General features: G+C 62.4%; 15 protein-coding genes. 8 read left to right on the plus strand and 7 right to left on the minus strand.

Annotated elements, in window-relative coordinates; all coding sequences use genetic code 11:
- The first annotated feature begins 21 nt into the window (after positions 1-21).
- Positions 22-2670, plus strand: a complete 2649-nt coding sequence (gene ligD / locus BMZ10_RS21780; RefSeq protein WP_093467022.1) for a DNA ligase D — start codon at positions 22-24, stop codon at positions 2668-2670.
- 226 nt (positions 2671-2896) lie between these two features.
- On the opposite strand, the gene BMZ10_RS21785 is transcribed toward ligD, so the two are convergent.
- Positions 2897-3847, minus strand: coding sequence for an AraC family transcriptional regulator (locus tag BMZ10_RS21785; RefSeq protein ID WP_093467025.1), 951 nt, complete (start codon positions 3845-3847; stop codon positions 2897-2899).
- A 113-nt stretch (positions 3848-3960) separates the two neighbouring features.
- Here BMZ10_RS21785 and BMZ10_RS21790 point away from each other — a divergent pair, with 113 nt between their 5' ends.
- Positions 3961-4302: a carboxymuconolactone decarboxylase family protein gene (locus tag BMZ10_RS21790; RefSeq protein WP_093467028.1), complete on the plus strand. Its 342-nt coding sequence runs from the start codon at positions 3961-3963 to the stop codon at positions 4300-4302.
- 106 nt (positions 4303-4408) lie between these two features.
- Here the strand turns inward: BMZ10_RS21790 and BMZ10_RS21795 are convergent, their stop codons facing one another.
- A complete protein-coding gene (locus BMZ10_RS21795; RefSeq protein WP_093467031.1) occupies positions 4409-4753 on the minus strand; it encodes a hypothetical protein in 345 nt (114 codons plus the stop codon).
- Between the two features lie 181 nt (positions 4754-4934).
- Between BMZ10_RS21795 and BMZ10_RS21800 the strand changes: the two genes are divergently transcribed.
- A complete protein-coding gene (locus BMZ10_RS21800) occupies positions 4935-6236 on the plus strand; it encodes an NTP/NDP exchange transporter (protein ID WP_093467885.1) in 1302 nt (433 codons plus the stop codon).
- Complete coding sequence (locus BMZ10_RS21805) at positions 6233-7204, plus strand: aldo/keto reductase (protein ID WP_093467034.1); 972 nt, start codon at positions 6233-6235, stop codon at positions 7202-7204. Before BMZ10_RS21800 ends, BMZ10_RS21805 begins: the two co-directional genes overlap by 4 nt.
- A 376-nt stretch (positions 7205-7580) precedes the next feature.
- Here the strand turns inward: BMZ10_RS21805 and BMZ10_RS21810 are convergent, their stop codons facing one another.
- From BMZ10_RS21810 to BMZ10_RS21830, 5 genes are all read right to left on the minus strand, one after another.
- Entirely contained in the window at positions 7581-8657 is a 1077-nt protein-coding gene (locus BMZ10_RS21810; protein ID WP_093467037.1) for a nucleoside hydrolase, read from the minus strand.
- Positions 8658-8862: 205 nt separating this feature from the next.
- A complete protein-coding gene (locus BMZ10_RS21815; RefSeq protein ID WP_093467040.1) occupies positions 8863-10176 on the minus strand; it encodes an MFS transporter in 1314 nt (437 codons plus the stop codon).
- 391 nt (positions 10177-10567) lie between these two features.
- A complete protein-coding gene (locus tag BMZ10_RS21820; RefSeq protein WP_093467043.1) occupies positions 10568-11200 on the minus strand; it encodes an N-carbamoylsarcosine amidohydrolase in 633 nt (210 codons plus the stop codon).
- A gap of 76 nt (positions 11201-11276) precedes the next feature.
- Positions 11277-12095: an alpha/beta fold hydrolase gene (locus tag BMZ10_RS21825; protein WP_093467046.1), complete on the minus strand. Its 819-nt coding sequence runs from the start codon at positions 12093-12095 to the stop codon at positions 11277-11279.
- A complete protein-coding gene (locus BMZ10_RS21830; protein ID WP_093467048.1) occupies positions 12092-13240 on the minus strand; it encodes an FAD-dependent monooxygenase in 1149 nt (382 codons plus the stop codon). Before BMZ10_RS21830 ends, BMZ10_RS21825 begins: the two co-directional genes overlap by 4 nt.
- A gap of 356 nt (positions 13241-13596) precedes the next feature.
- On the opposite strand from BMZ10_RS21830, the gene BMZ10_RS21835 reads away from it, so the two are divergent.
- From BMZ10_RS21835 to BMZ10_RS21850, 4 genes are all read left to right on the plus strand, one after another.
- A complete protein-coding gene (locus BMZ10_RS21835) occupies positions 13597-14646 on the plus strand; it encodes a 2,5-dihydroxypyridine 5,6-dioxygenase (protein ID WP_093467052.1) in 1050 nt (349 codons plus the stop codon).
- Positions 14647-14889: 243 nt separating this feature from the next.
- Positions 14890-15348: a MarR family winged helix-turn-helix transcriptional regulator gene (locus tag BMZ10_RS21840; protein WP_093467055.1), complete on the plus strand. Its 459-nt coding sequence runs from the start codon at positions 14890-14892 to the stop codon at positions 15346-15348.
- Between the two features lie 247 nt (positions 15349-15595).
- Positions 15596-16084: a (2Fe-2S)-binding protein gene (locus BMZ10_RS21845; RefSeq protein ID WP_093467058.1), complete on the plus strand. Its 489-nt coding sequence runs from the start codon at positions 15596-15598 to the stop codon at positions 16082-16084.
- A 14-nt stretch (positions 16085-16098) separates the two neighbouring features.
- Positions 16099-19707 (plus strand): molybdopterin cofactor-binding domain-containing protein, encoded by a 3609-nt coding sequence (locus tag BMZ10_RS21850; protein ID WP_177182192.1) that lies wholly within the window; start codon positions 16099-16101, stop codon positions 19705-19707.
- Position 19708: the final 1 nt, after the last annotated feature.

The raw sequence follows: 19708 nt of genomic DNA on the forward strand, positions 1-19708 counted from the left end.
AGCGCAGAGGTCTGATCGATCATGGCAAAACCTGTGAGTGAATACACCCGCAAGCGCAACTTCGACATCACATCCGAACCTGCCGAAACCGGTGGCAAGGCTCGCAGCAGCAAAGGCAAGGCGCTGACGTTCGTCATTCACAAGCACGATGCGCGCAATCTGCATTACGACTTTCGACTGGAACTGGACGGCACCCTGAAAAGCTGGGCGGTGCCCAAGGGGCCGAGCCTGGACCCGAAGAACAAGCGCCTGGCGGTGCATGTCGAAGATCATCCGCTCGGTTATGGCAGTTTCGAGGGCAGCATTCCTGAGGGGCAGTACGGCGCCGGGGACGTCATCGTCTGGGATCGCGGCATCTGGCAGCCCCATGGCGATCCGCGTGAAACCTACAAGGAGGGCAAGCTCAAGTTCACGCTGATCGGTGAGAAACTCACCGGCGACTGGGCGTTGGTGCGCACCCACTTGCGCGGCAGCGGTGACAAGGAGCAATGGCTGCTCATCAAGGAAAAGGACGAGGCGGTCCGGTCCGGTGACGAATACGACATCGTTGTCGACAAGCCTGAGAGCGTCGTCAGCGGCACGACTGTAGGCGGGGGCCGGGCGCCCGCGAAGAAAAACAGCCGCACGCGCAAGACCGCCGCTTCCTCGCCGGAGCCGCAAGCTGCAGCTGCAAAAAAGCCCGCTCGAAAAGCTGCGGCGGGAAACAAGCGCCTGCCCGACAAACTCGCGCCGCAACTGGCCACCCTGGTGGACACCCCGCCGGAGGGCGACTGGCTGTACGAAATCAAGTTTGACGGCTACCGCATCATGACCCGGATCATTGATGGCGAGGTGCGGATGATCACGCGCAACGGACATGACCGGACCGAGCGTCTGCCCCTGCAGGCCAAGGCTGTCAGCGAGATGAACCTGGGCGACAGCTGGCTGGACGGCGAGGCGGTGGTACTCAACGACGCCGGCTTGCCGGATTTCCAGGCGCTGCAGAACGCCTTCGAGATCGGCCGCAGCAAAGACATTGTTTATTACCTGTTCGACGTGCCGTTTCTCAATGGCGAAGACCTGCGTGAAAAGCCCGTGGAAGACCGCCGCGCCGCGCTGAAAAAGCTGCTGGGCAAGCAGAAGAACCGCCTGCTGCGCTTTTCCGACGCCTTTTCTGCCAGCCACCGCGACATCGTCGAAAGCGCCTGCTCTTTATCGCTGGAAGGGGTGATCGGCAAGCGCGCCGGGAGCGTTTACCAATCCCGACGCAGCCCGGACTGGATCAAGCTCAAGTGCAAACTGCGCCAGGAATTCGTCATCGTCGGGTTTACCAAGCCTCAAGGCACGCGCAGCGGATTCGGCGCGTTGCTGCTGGCGGTGAACGAGGAGGGCGCAGGCCTGGTGTACGCCGGGCGCGTCGGCACCGGGTTCAACCAGAAAATGCTGGGCGACCTGTTCGAGCAGATGAAGCCGCTTGAGCAGGACGCTTCGCCGTTATCGAAGAAACTCACCAGCGCCCAGGCCCGCGGCGTGCACTGGATCGAGCCGACATTGGTGGGCGAGGTCGAATTCGGTGAGTGGACACGTGAAGGCATCATCCGCCATTCGGCCTTCATTGCGCTGCGCAGCGACAAACCGGCCAGTGAAGTCGTTCACGAGTACCCCAGGACGCCCAAAGACATCAAGGCGCCCTTCAAGCCCAAAGCGTCCAAAGCCAAGGCGGAACCTGCGCAAGACAGCCCTGCCCGCGAGAAAAAGCCTGCGTCCAGCAAGCGCGGCGCTCAGGACAAGGACAAAATTGACGTCGCCGGTGTGCTGATCAGTCATCCCGAGCGGGTGATCGACAGGCAGAGCGGCCTGCACAAGATCGATCTGGCGCATTATTACGAATCCATCGGCGACTGGATTCTGCCCCACCTGGACCATCGTCCCGTGGCGCTGCTGCGCTGTCCGGAAGGGGTGGAAGGCGAGCAGTTTTTTCAGAAGCATTCGGAGCGTCTGGCGATCCCGAATATCAAACAGCTGGACCCCAAGCTCGATCCCGGCCACGCGCGGCTGATGGAAATCGACAGTGTTCAGGCGCTTGTCGGCGCGGCGCAGATGGGCACGATCGAACTGCACACATGGGGCTCGACGTACGATCAGATCGAGCTGCCCGACCATTTCGTGCTCGACCTGGACCCCGACGAGGCGCTGCCGTGGCGCAGCATGATCGAAGCCACGCAGATGACCCTGGCGGTGCTCGATGAACTGGGACTCGATGCCTACATCAAGACCAGCGGCGGCAAAGGCATGCACGTCATCGTGCCGCTGGCGCGCAAGGCGGACTGGGATGCCGTGAAGGCGTTCGCCAAGGCGCTAGCGCAGTTTATCTCGGCGCAGTTGCCGGAGCGGTTCACCGCCACCTCCGGGCCCAAGAATCGGGTGGGCAAGATCTTCATCGACTACCTGCGCAATACCCGCGGCGCCAGCACCGTCGCCGCCTACTCGGTCAGGGCAAGACCGGGATTGCCGGTCTCGGTGCCCATCGCCCGCGACGAACTGGCCAGCGTTAAATCCTCGGCCCAGTGGAACATCAGCAACGTGCTCAAACGCTTGCGCAAGCTCAAGGCCGATCCGTGGGCCGGCTACAAGAACACCCAGCGCATCACCAAACCGATGTGGAAACGCCTGGGCGTCAAAGCACCCTGAGCGAGGGCCAGGCCGACAGCCCTCTGGGAGCTGGTGACTCCCACCGATTTTTTGTTCTGCCCAGAGCAAGCGCGCTCCTACGGATTCCGTGGGGCTGCAGAGCGGATCGGCACCCCACATCCCCTGTGGGAATCAGCTTGCTGACGAAAGCTGAGTGGCAGCTGACATCTTCATGGCTGGCCCACCGCATTCATCAGTACGCAACCTCCCACCGACGCCGGATGCTTCAGATGGTCGATGCCTGAGCGGAGCCCGGGAGTTCAGGTGCATTGCCGTTCAGGCTTCGGCGCAGTTGCCCGGGTGCCATGCCGAAGGTGTCTTTGAACACTTTGCTGAACGCCGCCTGGGATTGGTAGCCGACTTGAGCGGCGATGTCGCTCAGGCCGCTTTGTGAGCGGCTCAACAAGCCGTAGGCCATCTGCATGCGGACGTGTGTCAGCAACGTCCAGGGTGAGCTTCCGCTGAGTTTGCCGAATGCGCGCATGAACGTTGCCCGCGACATGCTTGCCAGTTCGGCCAGCGCTTCGACGGTCCAGTCGTGGGCAGGGTCTTCGAGCATCGCTTGCCAGGCGCGGCCGAGGCGTTTGTCGCCCAGCAGCGCCAGGCTGCCTTCGCGTTGTGGTGATTGTTCCAGGTGTGCGCGCAGGACCAGGGTAAACAAGGCCGAGGTCAAGGCGTTGACCATGAAACGCGCACCCGCCTGATTGGCATCGGCCTCGCTGCGCAGCAAGGCGACCAACGCCGGCAGAGGATCGGACGGGTTGAGCGCCTGACTTGATATCACCAGGTGATCGGGCAGCGATGAGAAAAGCAGGGACTGGCGCTGGTGGACGAAGCGCCCGCAAAGCAGGTCCAGGTCCGCGCCATTGCCAAAGCGCTGCACCGGCAGCAACCCGCCATCGACCCGTTGCGGTCGGGACGGCGTCACGCGCTCGTCGGTACTGAGTAGAAGGTGCCGGGTGCCTGCCGGCAGCACGAGGATATCGCCTGCGACCAGCGTGATTCGGCGCCCATCGGGCAGTTCGACCCGGCATTGCCCGGCGAGCACGATGTGATACGGCGCGATGCCGTCGGCTTCCTGATTATGATCAAGCGCCCAGTCGCCCTGAAACTGGCAACGAAGGTCTAGGCTGCCGCGCACGTCGGCTAGAGTGATGAGCGTGTCAATGGCGTTCATATGCGACTTTCGGACAAAGAAATGAGCCAAACGAGCAAGTTACGCATACGCCCTTGGCGGACACTGTTTGTGTTCCCGGCGCAGTCTAGTCGCCGCCCACAGGAGATACCATCATGTTCAGCAATTGGCCCGATCTGGTTGCCACCATCAAGAAGTCGTTTGGATCGTTGTCCAAATCCAATCCCAAAATGGTCAAGGCCTACATGGCCCTTGGCGACGCCGCCGCCGAGAACAACGTGCTCGACGCCAAGACCCGCGAATTGATTTCCATCGCGGTGGCCATCACCACTCGCTGCGACGGCTGTATCGGCGCTCATTCGGAAGCGGCCATTGCCGCAGGCGCGACGCGTGAAGAAGTCGCTGCTGCACTGGCCACGGCCATTTCACTGAACGCCGGCGCTGCGTACATTTACTCGATGCATGCGCTGGAGGCGTACGACGCGCTGAAGAAATAAAAGCACGCGTCGTGACGATGATGGCTCCCGCGAGAGCGGGAGCCGGTTTTCCGGGTTAACTGATCAAGCACCGCAGCCAGAACGACCGTCCGCGATTAACCCTTGGTCAGTGCGTGAGTCCGCCCGTCGCGTGGCTGTCACCTGTCTCGGCCGGGTAGAACTCACCGTCAAGGTTCAGATCCTGAAGCCTCAGACGCAGGCTGTCCTCGATGATGCGCACCTGGTGGGGATCATCGATATCGTCTACCCCCAGCCAGACACCCGCGACGTTCTGATCGTGGGTGCCCTCGCTGAGCATGTCGTGGGTGACCGCCTGGCTCGCACGCCAGAGGCACAACTCATCTTCGGCATGGCCGCCTTCGGTCAACGCGACCGGCGAAGCCAGCCAGACTTCCTTGTAGGGCCGCAGGTCGGCCTCGGCGAGTTCTTGCAACGTAATCACTGTCTTCATGTCATTGGCTCCTGGTCAGTGCTTAACGTGTGACGTACGCCGCGGGAGAGCGTTCCCGAGATCTTCGCCCGCCGGACGAAATGGCCGTTGAACCGAGCGCTGGCTCCGGCGGTCGATCAAAGACTGCGTGATCCATCCTCTGCCGGAGACCCGCAATGGCCTGCTCCAGACGCTGTGCGACATGATCCGTCTGCCAACGCTCAAAGGACTTCAGGTCCTGCCCCACGAACGGCCGGCGCTGTTGCTGGGGTTTGCCTTCCACTTTTGTGTGCTCGCCAGTTATTACCTGGTGCGCCCGTTGCGCGACGCGCTGGGGCTGGAAGGCGGGGCGGATCAGCTGCAATGGCTGTTCAGCGCGACCTTCATCGTGATGCTTGTGGCCGTGCCGGCGTATGGCGCTGCGGTCGCCAGGCTGCCGGCCACCCGGTTCGTGCCGCTGGTGTACCGGCTGGTGGCGCTGTCGATGGTGATCTTTGGCGTGCTGATCGCACAGCACTGGGCGACCGTGTGGGTCGGCCGAGTGTTTTTTGTCTGGATCAGCGTCTACAACCTGTTCATCGTCACGGTGTTCTGGAGCGTACTGGTCGACCGCTTCTCCAACGCGCAAGGGCGCAGGCTGTTCGGCTGCATCGCCGCAGGCGGCACGCTGGGGGCATTCATCGGCCCTCTGCTGGCCGCCACACTGGCGGCTCGTCTCGGACCACTGGCACTGACGCTGGCAGCCGCCGTGTTGCTGGAAATCGCCGTGCGCTGTTACCGCCGCCTGCTCGACAAGACCCGGCCGACTGCATCGACGGCACAGAGCGGTTATCAACGACTCGGCGAGGAAAACCGCCGAATGGGCGGCGGTGTGCTGGCCGGCGTGACGATGATTATCCGGTCACGGTACTTGCTGGGTATGGTGCTGTTCATGCTGTTGCACACCAGCGCGGCGACCTTGTTGTATTTCGAACAGGGTCGGATCGTCGCCGACCGCTACGTCGACGTGGCGACGCGTACGCAGTTTTTCGCGTACGTGGACCTGACCGTGTCGGTGCTGACGCTGGTGTTTCAGTTGCTGCTTACGGCGCCGCTGATTCGCCTGGTCGGGATCGGCGGCGCGCTGGCCGCCATGCCGATCGCGACATTGCTGGCGTTTGCCGCCATGGCTGTGGCGCCGGTCCCGATCAGTGTCGCGCTGGCTCAAGGCCTGCGACGTGCGGTGGAATTCGCCATCGTGCGCCCGGGGCGGGAAGTCTTGTGGACCGTGGTCAGCCGTGAAGAGAAATACAAGGCCAAAAACGTCGTCGAAACGCTGATCTACCGTGGCGGCGACGCGGCCAGTGGCTGGTTGTCGGTGGGCCTTGCAGCCCTGGGCGCAGGTTTCGGGCTGCTGGCGGTGCTGATCGTGCCGTTCGCCGGCCTCTGGGCCTGGCTGTCGGCATGGCTGGCGGCACGACAGGAAGACAAGCGGCGCGACGCCGAGGAGAGGACACTGCCATGACCCGTTCCAGCCTGTTCACCCGAAGACAATTGCTCACGCTGGCTGCCGGCGTGTCGGCGGCGCTGGCCTTCGACCGTCACGTGCTGGCGGCCCAGACGCCGCAAAACACCGGCCCCACGGGGCAGTCCGCCACCCAAGGAGACGCGAAAATGCTCACACGAAACATTCCTTCCAGCGGCGAAGCGCTGCCGATGATCGGTCTTGGCACCTATCGCGGCTTCGATGTCGAGCCGGGCAGTGAGGCGTACAAACTGCTGCCGGCGGTGGTTGACCAGTTGTTTCTGGCGGGTGGCACCGTGCTCGACAGCTCGCCCATGTATGGCCGCGCCGAGCAGACGACCGGAGAGCTGCTGTCGATTCATCAGCCGCGTTCACCGGCGTTTCTCGCGACCAAGGTCTGGACGCGAGGGCGCGACGCCGGCATCGCGCAGATGGAGGATTCGTTCCGGCTGTTGCAGACTGACCGCATCGACCTGATGCAGATCCACAACCTGCTGGACTGGAAGACCCATCTTCCGGTCCTGCGTGAGTGGAAGCAGCAGGGACGCATTCGTTACATCGGTATCACCCATTACACATCATCGGCGTATGCCGAGGTGGAAGCGGCGCTGAAAGCCGAAGCGTTCGATTTTCTGCAGATCAACTACGCGCTGGATGACCGTGCAGTGGAGGGGCGGCTGCTGCCGCTGTGCCGGGAGCGCGGCGTGGCGGTGATCTGCAATCGCCCGTTTGGCGGCGGCGGGCTGCTGGGGCGTTTGCGCGACAAACCGCTGCCGGGTTGGGCGGCGGAAGTCCAGGCCAGCAGTTGGGCTCAGCTGGCGCTGAAGTTTCTGATCGCCCACCCGGCCGTCACTTGCGCGATTCCGGGGACGGGCAATCCGAAGTACATGAAGGAAAACGCCGGCGCGGCGATGGGTCCGTTACTGACCGATGCGCAGCGCCAGCAGTTGATTGCGCTGGTGGGTTGATGCGCTGTCTGGATTGGCAGCCGCTACCTGTAGGAGTGAGCCAACTGTCTTTAACAGCCCCTCGATCAACGGCGTAACAGCCGACGCCTTCCCGCCTAAAGCCGGTCCTACGGATAGGTTGCGGCGCCTGTAGGACCGGCTTCAGCCGGGAAGAGGCCGGTACATCCGCCGGCTATGCAGTGGCTGGAAATCAGCCTTCGCGAGCAAGCTCGCTCCTACAGGGTTTGTGTCGAGTCAGAGAGCTCGGGAATGCCCGGAGATTCTTGTAGAGCTTGCTCGCGAAGGTGAGTGTCGGTCGACCTCGATGTCGCTGATCGCATTCGCCACCGTCGTAACCTCCGACAGCTCCTACGGGTGACTCAAGACGAGCGGTACCTCAGCGTTTGACCGGCGCGGGCAGGGTCACCAGTTTCACGTATTCATCCCAGAATCTCGGCTGATCCACCGCGAACACCACTTTGGCCTTCTGCGTACCGACCGGCGCGCCTTTTTTGTAGCCCATGGAGCGGCCGTAGTCGGGGCCGAAGTGGGTGTCGACATCGATCCACAGATCCTTCGATTCACTGACCAGTTCCGGGTGCACCAGGTACAGCGCGGGCAAACTGTCCCATGTGAAGCTGTGATAATTCGGGTCCTTGGCGAAGTCGGGCCCGAGCACGGTTTTGTACAACTGCGGGATGGTGCCCGGGTGGGCAACGATGCGCTGATAGACCGAGGCGTCGAACAGGACTTTCTCGCAGACGTCGTTGGGAAAGATGACATGCTCGATGGGCGAGCGCAGGACGATCTTCGCGGCCTCCGGATCGAACCACCAGTTGAACTCGGCCGCGGGCGTCGTGTTGCCGGGGATCTCGATGGCGCCGCCCATGTACACGATGCGTTTGATCAACGGCACGATGTCCGGCGCGCTGCGTATCGCCAGGGCGATGTTGGTCAGCGGACCGACCGCGAGGATGGTCACCTGGTGAGGGTTTTTCCTGACGCTGTCGACGATGAACTGCACGGCAGTCTCGTCACGCAGCCGGGTGTGCGTCGCCAGGCCATCCGGCGGCGCGGTCAGTTCAGAAGCCGAGGTTGGACGCGGGTGCTTGAACGCGCCCGGCCAGCCTGCGCCAAACAGCGCCTTTTCCTGCTCGTTGGTGGCGTAGTCGTGCAGCAGCGGGTAGGCCGCGCCGGAATACACGCCGATCTCCTTCTCGACGCCCATGCGTTCGACCGCCTTGAGCGCATCGACCTGTTCCTGATCGACCCAGGCATTGCCGCTGACCAGCGTCATGCCCAGCAGGTCGATGCGTTTTTGCGCGTGCAGTTGCGCCAGCATGATGAACGCCTGGCCATCATCGTTGAGCACGTTGAAATCGGTGTCGAAGATGACCTTTTCCGCCGCATGGACGGAGGTCGCTGACAGCCCGAGGCTGACAGCCAGGGCACAACTTTTCAAAAACGCATGCATGCTCGGATTCCACCGTTGTTATTGGACGAACGTGATTCGCACTGTAGGAGCGTGGCTTGTGTCTGGGCCGCATCCGGACGATCGGCTGCGCAGCAGTCGTAACGTCAGGCGGCTCGTTTCACCTGATACACCGCATCTAACGGATTCACGACGACTGCGTCGCCGATCGCGGGACAAGCCACGCTCCTACAGGGTTTGTCGCTGTTTATCGGTTCACCAGCTTCGCCGGCAGCGCCACGACCAGCAGGCTGCTGAGCAGCAGGCAACCGGCGAAGAACCACAAGGCGCCCGCGCTGCTGCCGGTGACGTCGATGGCGATACCCATCATTGAGTTGCTGACCAGCCCGGCGATGTTGGCCAGTGAACAGGCCAGCGCGAAGCCGGTGGCGGCTGCTCGACCCTTGAGGAAGGTCGCCGGCAGGCTGAAGAACACCGGTACTGCACCGATGATCGCCGCTGAGGCGATGGCGAACAGGGCAACGGTCGCGACCACGTTGTGGGTGAAGAACGGGCTCGCCGCCATCGCCACCGCGCCGATCCAGAACGGCACGATGATGTGCCAGCGACGCTCACGGCGACGGTCCGAACTGGCGCCGATCATCAGCATGCCGATCAGTGCCGCGACACTCGGCAGCGCGGTCAGCACGCCGATGTGAAAGGTGTCGGTGACCCCGGCGTTCTTGATGAAGGTCGGCATCCAGAAGCCCATGGCGTAGGCACTGAGCAGGATCGAGAAGTCGATACCGCCGAGCATCCAGACTTTCAGGTTGAAGAAACCGTCGCGGAAACTGTGCTTGCTGTCCTTGCCTTCGGCGTCGTCCAGGCGCAGCTCGCCTTCCAGCAGGGTCTGTTCGGAAGCGTTCAGCCACTTGGCGTCTTTCGGTGCGTTGGGCAGGGCCCAGAACGTCAGCACGCCGAGCAATACGCTGGGCACGCCTTCGATGAGGAACAGCCATTGCCAGCCGCGCAAACCTGCGGCCTGATCGAAATGGCCCATGATCCAGCCGGACAACGGACCGCCAATGACGCTGGACAACGGCAGGCCGATCATGAACAGCGCGATGATGCGTCCGCGCCGGTAGGTGGGAAACCAGGTGGTCAGGTAGAACAGCACGCCCGGCAGAAAGCCCGCTTCGGCCGCGCCGAGGAAGAACCGCAAAATGTAGAACTGCATCGGCGTGCTGACGAACAGCGTGCAGGCCGACAGCAGGCCCCAGGTGATCATGATGCGCGCGATCCAGATTTTCGCACCGACCTTTTCCAGCACCAGGTTGCTGGGGACTTCGAACAGGATATAACCCACGAAAAACAGCCCGGCGCCCAGGCCGAAGGCGGTTTCGCTGAAGTGCAGCTGATCGAGCATCTGCAGTTTGGCAAAGCCGATGTTGATGCGGTCCAGGTACGCGGCCAGGTAGCAGAAACACAGGAACGGGATGAGCTTCCAGGTGATCTTGTGGTACAGCGCTTTGATCGGGTCCGCGACAACGGTCGCGGGAGTTTCTATGTTCGCAGAGGGCATGGGTGTCTCCTGGCGGTTCTATGACCGTTGAGCGCGACAGCGGCTGATGGTGCCTGTATTTGCAGCGATCTCAAACGGCCTGTTGTGATTTTTGTTTGCCGCACTTCCAGTACTTTGGCAAGCACCGGAGGGCGACTTCCAAAGGCAGTGTCAGAAGACTGGGCGTCCCGTCGCCGATCCATGGCAAAACAGTGTCCAGTAAGTGCGCGTTTAACCTGCGCGACCAGCGCTCTCTGGCGTGGTTCTGACGGCGGAATATCCTTTTCTGCCGGGTTTGCGTATTGCGTCGATTGTGTAGGAGCGCGCTTGCCCGCGATTGTGGTGTGTCATGCGTCATCAATGTCACAGACAGGTTCCCATCGCGGGCAAGTGCGCTCCTACGGGTTTCACGTTATTTCCTGAAGTGTTCGACAGCTTCCTGCTTGCTCACCACGTCGCCGTATTTACTGTCGATATCGAACAGATTCGCTTCATGGGGATCAGGGTGGCGGTCGCCGACGCATTCGCGCACCACGATGGTCCGGAACCCGTGTTGCACTGCATCCACTGCCGTCGCCCGAATACAGCCGCTGGTGGAGCATCCGGCCAGCACCACGGTGTCGATGCCTTGTGTGTGCAGCATCGATGCCAAAGAGGTGCCAAAGAACGAACTGGCGTATTGCTTGCTGATCACCACTTCTTCCGGGAGCGGCAGCACTTCGTCGCAGAATGCGGCCAGTGGGTTGCCCTCGACCATGTCCTTCATGACCGGGGCTTTTTTCACCCACATGCCGCCATCGGCGAAATGCGCAGGGTGATAGCGAATATTGGTGTGCACCACGGGGATGCCGTGCTGCCGCGCACAGGCCAGCAGCTCCACGCTTTGCGCCACGGCACTGACCACGCCCGGTGCGAACAGCGGCGCGCCCGGCTGGGTGTAGCCCTGCATGAAGTCGATCATCAGCAACGCGGGCTTTTGCCCGAAACCGATGCGGTTGCCCCACACACCCTGATAGTTGGCGTCTGCGCTTTGTTGGTTGCTCATTCTGTTCTCCTCTCAAATGCCAAGGCTGATCCCTGGTAGGAGCGGGGCAAGCCGCGCTCCTGCGGTCGAGATGGCCTCACGCCAACGGGCTGCCCAGAAAATCCCCAAACGCGGCAAGGAAACCCGGCAGGTTGTCCCACGGAATCATGTGCCCGGCGTCTTCGACCCGAGTGATCCGTATGCCGGGCAGCCGTTGCTGGATTTCAGCCTCGTCCTCGGCCTGAATCACACCGCCGCGAGTGGCGACGATCAGCAGGGCAGGGACCGGCACGTGCGGCAGGTCCTGATGAAAATCGACGTCATGGAAGTCGTTGAAAGCGCGCACGATCGCGGGCTCGTAGCAGGTGTGCAGCCACTCGGCGCGCAGTTGCAACTGATCCTCGGTCCAGGTCGGGCAGAACGCGCGCATGTCGTCGGCGCTCATGCCGTTCTGGGCCTGTCGGATCGAATCGACGTACCACGGCAATTTCGAGGGGTATTCGCGACGGCCCGGCCCTGACACCGGCGGGTCGATCAGCACCAGGCTTTTCAGGCCCTGCGGGTTGCGGACCGAGACACGCACGGCAAAGCGCGCGCCCATGGAGTGCCCGACCAGGTGGTAGCTTGCCAGGCCCATGGCCTGGGCGAACGCACTGATGTCGTCGGCACAGGTGTCGACGCTGTAATCCAGGTCCGGGCCGGTCGAAGACAGCCCTCGGCCTCGGGCGTCGAGCACGTAAGTGTCGAACGACTTGCCCAGATGCTCGGCCACGAAGCCCCAGGTAATCGCCGGACTGGTGATGCCGGGAATCAGGACAAGCGCCGGTTTGCCTGCGTGCTGCTCGCCGCCGTAGCGCAGATAGTGCTGGCGGATGCCGTTGGCCTGGACGTTGCCGCCGTGGATGAACGTGCTCACGCTGCCACCCCCGATTTCAGGTCCTGTGCGTACAGGTCATAACCGTAGACCCAGGCTGGATCTTCCTGCGTGCGCAGCCAGGTGTTGGCGTTGGACACCGCTTGCACGCGCGAGGCGCGCTCCTTGCGGTTGGCTTCATAAAGGCCGAACGCGGTGCGGTAGTCGCTCAGGCCGGTTTCCTGCAGGCAGCGCGTCAGCATGGCGGCGTCTTCGATGGCCATGCCTGCGCCCTGAGCCATGTGCGGCTTCATCGGGTGGCAGGCATCGCCCAGCAACACCAGGCGGCCACGACTCCACAGCGGCAGCGGGTTGCGGTTGAGCAACGGCCATTTGGTCACGCTTTCGGTGGATTCGATCAGCGCCTGCACGGTGGGGTGATAGCCGGCAAACGCTTCGTACATTTCTTCTTGGCTGCTGTCGACCCAGTTGCCCTGGAAATCCCATTCGGCATGGGGCACGCCGGTCACGTAGTAGTACTCATCGCGCTTGCCGGTGGTGTGGTAAACCATCATGTGACGGTCTTCGCTCCACCATTTCACGCAGTTTTCGAAATTCAGGTTGTACTTGGTCAGCACGTCGCTGCGGATCAGCGCGCGGTGGGCGACCCAGCCGCTGTACAGCGGTTTTTCCTGGCCCAGCAACACTTCCCGGATCTTGGAATTGATGCCGTCGGCGCCGATGACGATGTCGGCGTCCGCGAAGGTGCCGTCGGCGAAGTTCAGGCGCACGCCGTGATCGCGCTCTTCGAGGGCGGTGAGGCATTTGCTGAAATGCACGCTGCCCGGTGCCAGGGTCGACATCTGCAATGCATGCAGATCGCCGCGGTGAACGGTGATGTACGCCGCGCCGTATTCCTTCAGCGAGAACTCGCCCAGCGCGATGCGCGACAGGTAATCGCCGGTGGCACCGTCGCGGCTGAACCAGAAGTCCGGGTGCGAGCCCATGTCACTCAGCTGCTGCTCGATGCCCATGCGGCGGAAGATCTTCATGATGTTCGGCCCCATGTGAATGCCCGCGCCAATGCGCGAGAACTCAGCAGCCTGCTCGTAGACGTCGACTTGAAAACCCGCTTTCTGCAACAGCGTGGCTGCAGCAGCCCCACCCAGACCGGCTCCGACGATGGCGATTTTTTGCGTAGTTGGCATGGCGCGCTTCCTTCGTGTTTCGTGAATCTCTGGTGAGTACATGGCGACGATGGCGCGTCGTCATGCTGCGTTTTTTAAGTGTATACGCTGAATTTTTCAAATGTGAACAGGTATTTCAAAAAAGACTCAGCGACGTCGCAAATAGGCATGTCACCCTTCGTAACCCGCTGAATTCAACGTATGTGTGCATAGGTAACGAATTGGCGCAGCTATTGCAGCCTGCCTTCAATTGATGTCTTATCACTTTTAATTAGCGTACACGCTTTAAAAAATGCACTAGAGTGAAGCGTGATGCCTTTCAATGGTGCACTTGGCGTCACGCAGATAGATCAGCCCGAACCACCAGGAGATCAGAGATGCCGGTTAGCGATTGCGAATTGACCCAGATGTTCGAGCATGTGCTGAAACTGTCGAAGGTGGACCCGACCCAGAGTGTCGCCGTCCTCAAGAGCCACTATTCAGACCCGCGCACCGTGCGCGCCGCCATGGACGCCGCGCAGCGCCTGGGCGCCAAGGTTTATGCGGTTGAGCTGCCCTCGTTCAATCATCCTAAAGCCATGGGCAACGACATGACGGCGTATTGCGGCGACACCGCGCTGACCGGCAATCTGGCGGCACAACGCGCGCTTGAAGCAGCCGATCTGGTGGTCGACACCATGATGTTGCTGCATTCGCCCGAGCAGGAGCAGATCCTCAAGACCGGCACTCGCATTCTGCTGGCTGTCGAACCCCCGGAAGTGCTGGCGCGCATGCTGCCGACCGTCGCGGACAAAGAGCGCGTGCTGGCGGCAGAACAGGTGTTGAAAGCGGCGCGTTCGATCCACGTCAAGTCACGGGCGGGCAGCGATTTCCGCGCGCAACTGGGGCAGTATCCGTCCGTCACCGAGTACGGTTTTGCCGACGAGCCGGGGCGCTGGGATCATTGGCCCAGTGGTTTTCTGTTCTCCTGGCCGAACGAGGAGACCGCCGAGGGCACGCTGGTCATCGATGTCGGCGACATCGTTCTGCCCTTCAAAACCTACTCCCGCGAGCAGATCACGCTGGAGATCGAAAAGGGCTTCATCACCGGTATTCATGGCGGTTTCGAGGCCGAATACCTGCGTGACTACATGAAGTATTTCAACGATCCCGAGGTGTACGGCATTTCCCACATCGGCTGGGGATTGCAGCCTCGCGCGCAGTGGACGGCCATGGGCCTGCATGACAAGAACGACGGCATGTGCATGGACGCCAGGGCGTTCTATGGCAATTTCCTGTTCTCCACCGGGCCGAATACCGAAGTGGGCGGTAAGCGTAAAACGCCGTGCCATCTGGACATTCCGCTGCGCCATTGCGACATATATCTGGATGACCTGGCGGTGGTGCTGGGCGGTGACGTGGTGGCGCCCGAGGCCTCGAAGGCCTGAGACGTTTCTCCTTCATACCAGGATCTGAATCCTGTGAAGCCGGTCCTACGGACGCTGCAAGTTTTTCGTAGGACCGGCTTTAGCCGGGAAGGCGTCGAGTATCACGCCGTTGATCGACAAGGAGGTGAAAACAGTTGGCTCCCTCCCAGCGTTTTGACTTGGGTTGACCTGAGGGCTCCCTTTAGCCCGGCGCAACCGTTAATGTAGCCGCCATCTCCCCGGATCCGCCAAACGAGCCCCTCCGTGTCTACCGACCAATCATCCAAAAACAATCAGTCCTACACCTTTTCCGAGCAGGTCGGCCACTTGCTGCGCAAGGCGTATCAGCGGCATCTGGCGATCTTCCAGCAAAATGTCGGTGATTCGCAGCTCACCGCCGTGCAATTCGTGACCCTGTGCGCGCTGCGCGATCACGGACCCAGCTCCCAGACGGAGCTGGTCAAGGCGACGGCAGTCGATCAGGCGACCATTCGCGGCATCGTCGACCGGCTGAAGGCGCGGGACCTGATCAGCCTCGATCCTGATCCGCAAGACCGGCGCAAAGTGATCTGCAGCCTGACCGACAGTGGCCTGCAACTGGTGCAGGAGACCGTGCCCCGCGCCGCGCAGATCACCGAGCTGACCCTGAGCAGACTTAACCCGGCCGAACGTGTGGCGGTGTTGTACCTGCTGCGCAAGCTGATCGACGAGCCGGAGGAGTAACCCGCTCTTTTGGGCATCTGTAAACCTGAGTGAGCGAGCGCGTTCGCGGGGCATGAAGAGCATCCCCTGACGATGCACCGACAGGGCCGGCCCGTTCGCGATTAAGCGGCTCGCACAAGCTCGTCTGCATCGCCCTCCGATCATTTCGCGCCTTTCATTTCGCGCTGGCACGCTTCCTGCTCCCTTTTCATGAAGTGAACACTTCATCAAATGCCAGGGAAGGCGGGTAACGAATGGGGAAGGCCATATGAGCGAGCAGCTCCTGGCGGCTGAGAAGACCGTGACACTCAAGGTCAACGGTCAGATTGCGTCTGTCACGGCGATGCCTGACACGCCGCTGTTATTGATCCTGCGTAACGACCTGCAACTCAATGGCCCCAAATATGGCTGTGGTCTGGGCGAATGCGGTGCCTGCACGGTGATTGTCGATGGCGTGGCGGCGCGCGCCTGCGTCTTCCCGCTGGCGGGGGCCGAAGGCCGGGAAATCACCACGTTGGAGGGCATCGGCTCTCGCGAGTGCCCGCACCCGGTGCAGCAGGCGTTCATCGATGAGCAGGCCGCGCAATGCGGCTATTGCATGAACGGCATGATCATGACCGCCAAGGCCTTGCTCGACCGCAATCCCCACCCGACCGAGGCGCAGATTCGCAATGAGCTGTCGGCCAATCTGTGTCGTTGCGGCACCCACATCGAAATCCTTCGTGCGGTCATGCGTGCCGCGCGCCACCCGCTTTGAACGGAGCGCCTTCCTTGAATCAGTCCACGACTGCGCCCATTCCCACCCGCGATGAACTGCTGGCCAGAAACGGCGTTCTGCTTATCATCGACGACATCCTGCCGCCTTCCGGCCCGGTCGCCAAAGGCGGCACCCCCACAGTGAAGCCCAAGGAACTGGGGCTGTTCATTGCCATCGATCAGGACAGTACGGTCTACGCCTTCAACGGCCATGTCGATCTGGGTACCGGCATCCGCACGTCGCTGGCGCAGATCGTCGCCGAAGAGCTCGACCTGCAGATGGATCAGGTCATCATGGTCCTGGGCGACACCGAGCGCGCGCCCAATCAAGGCGCGACCATCGCCAGCGCCACGTTGCAGATTTCCGCCATCCCGCTGCGCAATGCCGCCGCCGAGGCCCGCCGCTACCTCTTGGAGCAGGCCGCACAGCGCTGGGCTGTCAGTGCCGATTCTCTGGTTGTGGAAAGCGGCGTGATCAAGGCCGCCGACGGGCGCAGCGCGAGGTTTGGCGATCTGCTGATCGATCGACACGTCGAACTGCGCATCTCCGGCAACGCGCCACTCAAGCGTCAGGAAGACTACAAGCTGGTGGGACAGGGCGCTGCGCGGGTCGATATTCCCGGCAAAGCCACGGGCGAGCTGACCTACGTCCACGACATGCGCTTGCCCGACATGCTGCATGGTCGGGTGGTGCGGCCGCCGTACGCCGGCCACGACACCGGCGATTTCGTCGGCAACAGCCTGCTGGAAGTCGATGAGTCGTCCATCGCCCATATTCCAGGCATCGTGCGTGTGGTGGTGATCCGTGATTTCGTCGGCGTGGTGGCGATGCGCGAAGAGCAGGCGGCCAAAGCTGCGCGCGAGCTGAAAGTCAGCTGGAAAGCCTGGCAGCACAAGTTGCCGGACATGAGCGACGTCGAGCAGGCCATTCGCGATAACCCGAGCGTCCAGCGCGTGGTGCTGGACAAGGGCAATGTCGATCAGGCGCTTGCCGATGCCAGCGAGCGCATGACCCGCACTTACCTGTGGCCCTACCAGATTCACGGCTCCATCGGACCGTCCTGCGGGCTGGCGGACTACCGCGAAGACGGCATCCGGGTATGGTCCGGCACGCAGAATCCGCACATGTTGCGGGCGGATCTGGCGTGGTTGCTGGAATACCCCGAGGAACGGATTGAAATCATTCGCATGGAAGCGGCCGGTTGCTACGGGCGCAACTGCGCCGACGATGTGTGCGCCGACGCCGTGCTGTTGTCCAGAGCGGTGGGCCTTCCGGTCCGGGTGCAACTGACCCGCGAACAGGAACACGTGTGGGAGCCGAAGGGGACGGCGCAGTTGATGGAAGTCGATGGCGGGCTGACCGCCGAGGGCGGTATTGCCGGCTACGACTTCACGACCAGTTACCCGTCGAACAACTCGCCAACGCTCGCGCTTTTGCTGACCGGGCGGGTTGACCCGGTGGCGGCCATGTTCGAGATGGGCGACCGGACCTCGATCCCGCCCTACGAGATCGAGCACATGCGCGTCACCATCAACGACATGGCGCCGATTGTCCGGGCGTCATGGATGCGCGGCGTCTCGGCGCTGCCCAACACCTTCGCGCACGAATCCTACATCGATGAACTGGCCTTCGCGGCCGGCGTCGACCCGGTCGAATACCGCCTGCGTTACCTCAACGACGACCGCGCCAGCGAGCTGGTCAAGGCGACCGCCGCCCGTGCGGACTGGACGCCACGCACCCAGCCGATGCAGACGCCCGAAGACGACGGCGTGCTACGTGGGCGCGGGTTCGCCTACGCCCGTTACATCCACAGCAAATTTCCCGGCTTCGGCGCGGCGTGGGCGGCCTGGGTCGCCGATGTCGCGGTGGACAAAAACACCGGCGATGTGTCGGTCACTCGCGTGGTGATCGGGCACGACGCCGGAATGATGGTCAATCCGGCAGGCGTGCAACATCAGATTCATGGCAACGTCATCCAGTCCACCAGTCGCGTGCTCAAGGAGCGTGTGACGTTCGAGGAGTCGACCGTCAGCAGCCAGGAATGGGGCGGCTATCCGATCCTCACCTTTCCGGAAGTGCCCAAGGTCGACGTCATGATGATGCCGCGCCAGACCGAGCCGCCCATGGGCGCGGGCGAATCGGCGTCGGTGCCCAGCGCGGCGGCGATCGCCAACGCCGTCTATGACGCCACCGGTATTCGCTTCCGCGAGCTGCCGATCACTGCCGAACGCATCCTGGCCGCGATGAAAAGCGCCGGCGACGAGGCCAGCGCCCAGCCGCCGGAATCGCCGAAGGCCAAGCGCTCCAAATGGTTGTTCGGTTCATTGTTCGCAGCATTCGGCGCGGTGCTGGGCGTGGCGGCGACAGCGCTGCCGTGGCGCGCGGAAATTGCCCCGATTGCCCCGCCAGCCGCGGGCACCTGGTCGGCGGCGACGCTGGAACGCGGGCGATTGCTGGCCTCGACTGGCGATTGTGCCGTTTGCCACACGAGCGCAGGTGGTGTGACCAACGCTGGCGGTCTGGCCATGCAGACACCTTTCGGCACGCTTTACAGCAGCAACATCACACCCGACCCTGAAACGGGCATCGGCAACTGGTCGTATCCGGCATTCGAGCGGGCGATGCGTGACGGCATCAGTCGCGATGGCAAACATCTGTATCCGGCGTTTCCCTACACCGCGTTCCGAAATATCGACGACGCCGACATGCAGGCGCTGTACGCGTACCTGATGTCGCAGACGCCGGTGAAGCAGGTTCAGCCCGCCAATGCCCTGCGGTTCCCGTTCAACATGCGGCCGCTGATGGCCGGCTGGAACGCGCTTTTTCTGCGCAAGGGCGAGGTTCAGGCTCAGCCACAACAAAGTGCGCAATGGAATCGCGGGCAATACCTGGTCAACGGCCTGGGCCACTGCGCCGCCTGCCACTCACCGCGCAACCTGATGGGAGCGGAGAAGGGCGGCGCCTCTTTCCTCGCGGGTGGCATGGTTGACGGCTGGGAGGCACCGGCACTCAACAGCCTGTCGAAAGCGCCGACGCCGTGGACGGAGGACCAATTGTTCAATTACCTGAGTACCGGCTATTCCGATGCCCATGGCGTGGCCGCCGGACCGATGGGGCCAGTGGTTTCGGAGCTGGCGAAGTTGCCCAGGACCGACGTGCGCGCGATGGCGGTGTACCTCGCGTCCTTGAACGGTTCCGCCGAGGCTGTGCCGACAATGCCTGCGCCGACAGTAACCGCCCAAAAAGTGGCTGTGGCGGCCTCTCAGGCGACGGTCTCCCCGCAATCGCTGAGCAATGGCCAGCGCGTTTTCGAGGGTTCCTGCCAAGGCTGTCATGCCGATGGTCTGGGGCCGAAACTGTTCGGCGTCAGCCCGTCGCTTGCGACCAACACCAACGTGCACAGCGCGCTGCCGGACAATCTGATCAAAGTGATTCAGCAAGGCATCGCCAAACCGGCAACAGCGGACCTGGGTTACATGCCCGGCTTCAAGGACAGCCTGTCGAATACCCAGATCAGCGATCTGGCGGCGTACCTGCGCAGTCGGTTCGCGCCCAATGAGCCGCAATGGACGGGACTGCAGGACAAAGTGGCCTACCTGAAGGCCAATCCCGGCAGCCACTGAC

It is taken from the genome of Pseudomonas sp. NFR16, assembly GCF_900108875.1.
Lineage (GTDB): Bacteria > Pseudomonadota > Gammaproteobacteria > Pseudomonadales > Pseudomonadaceae > Aquipseudomonas.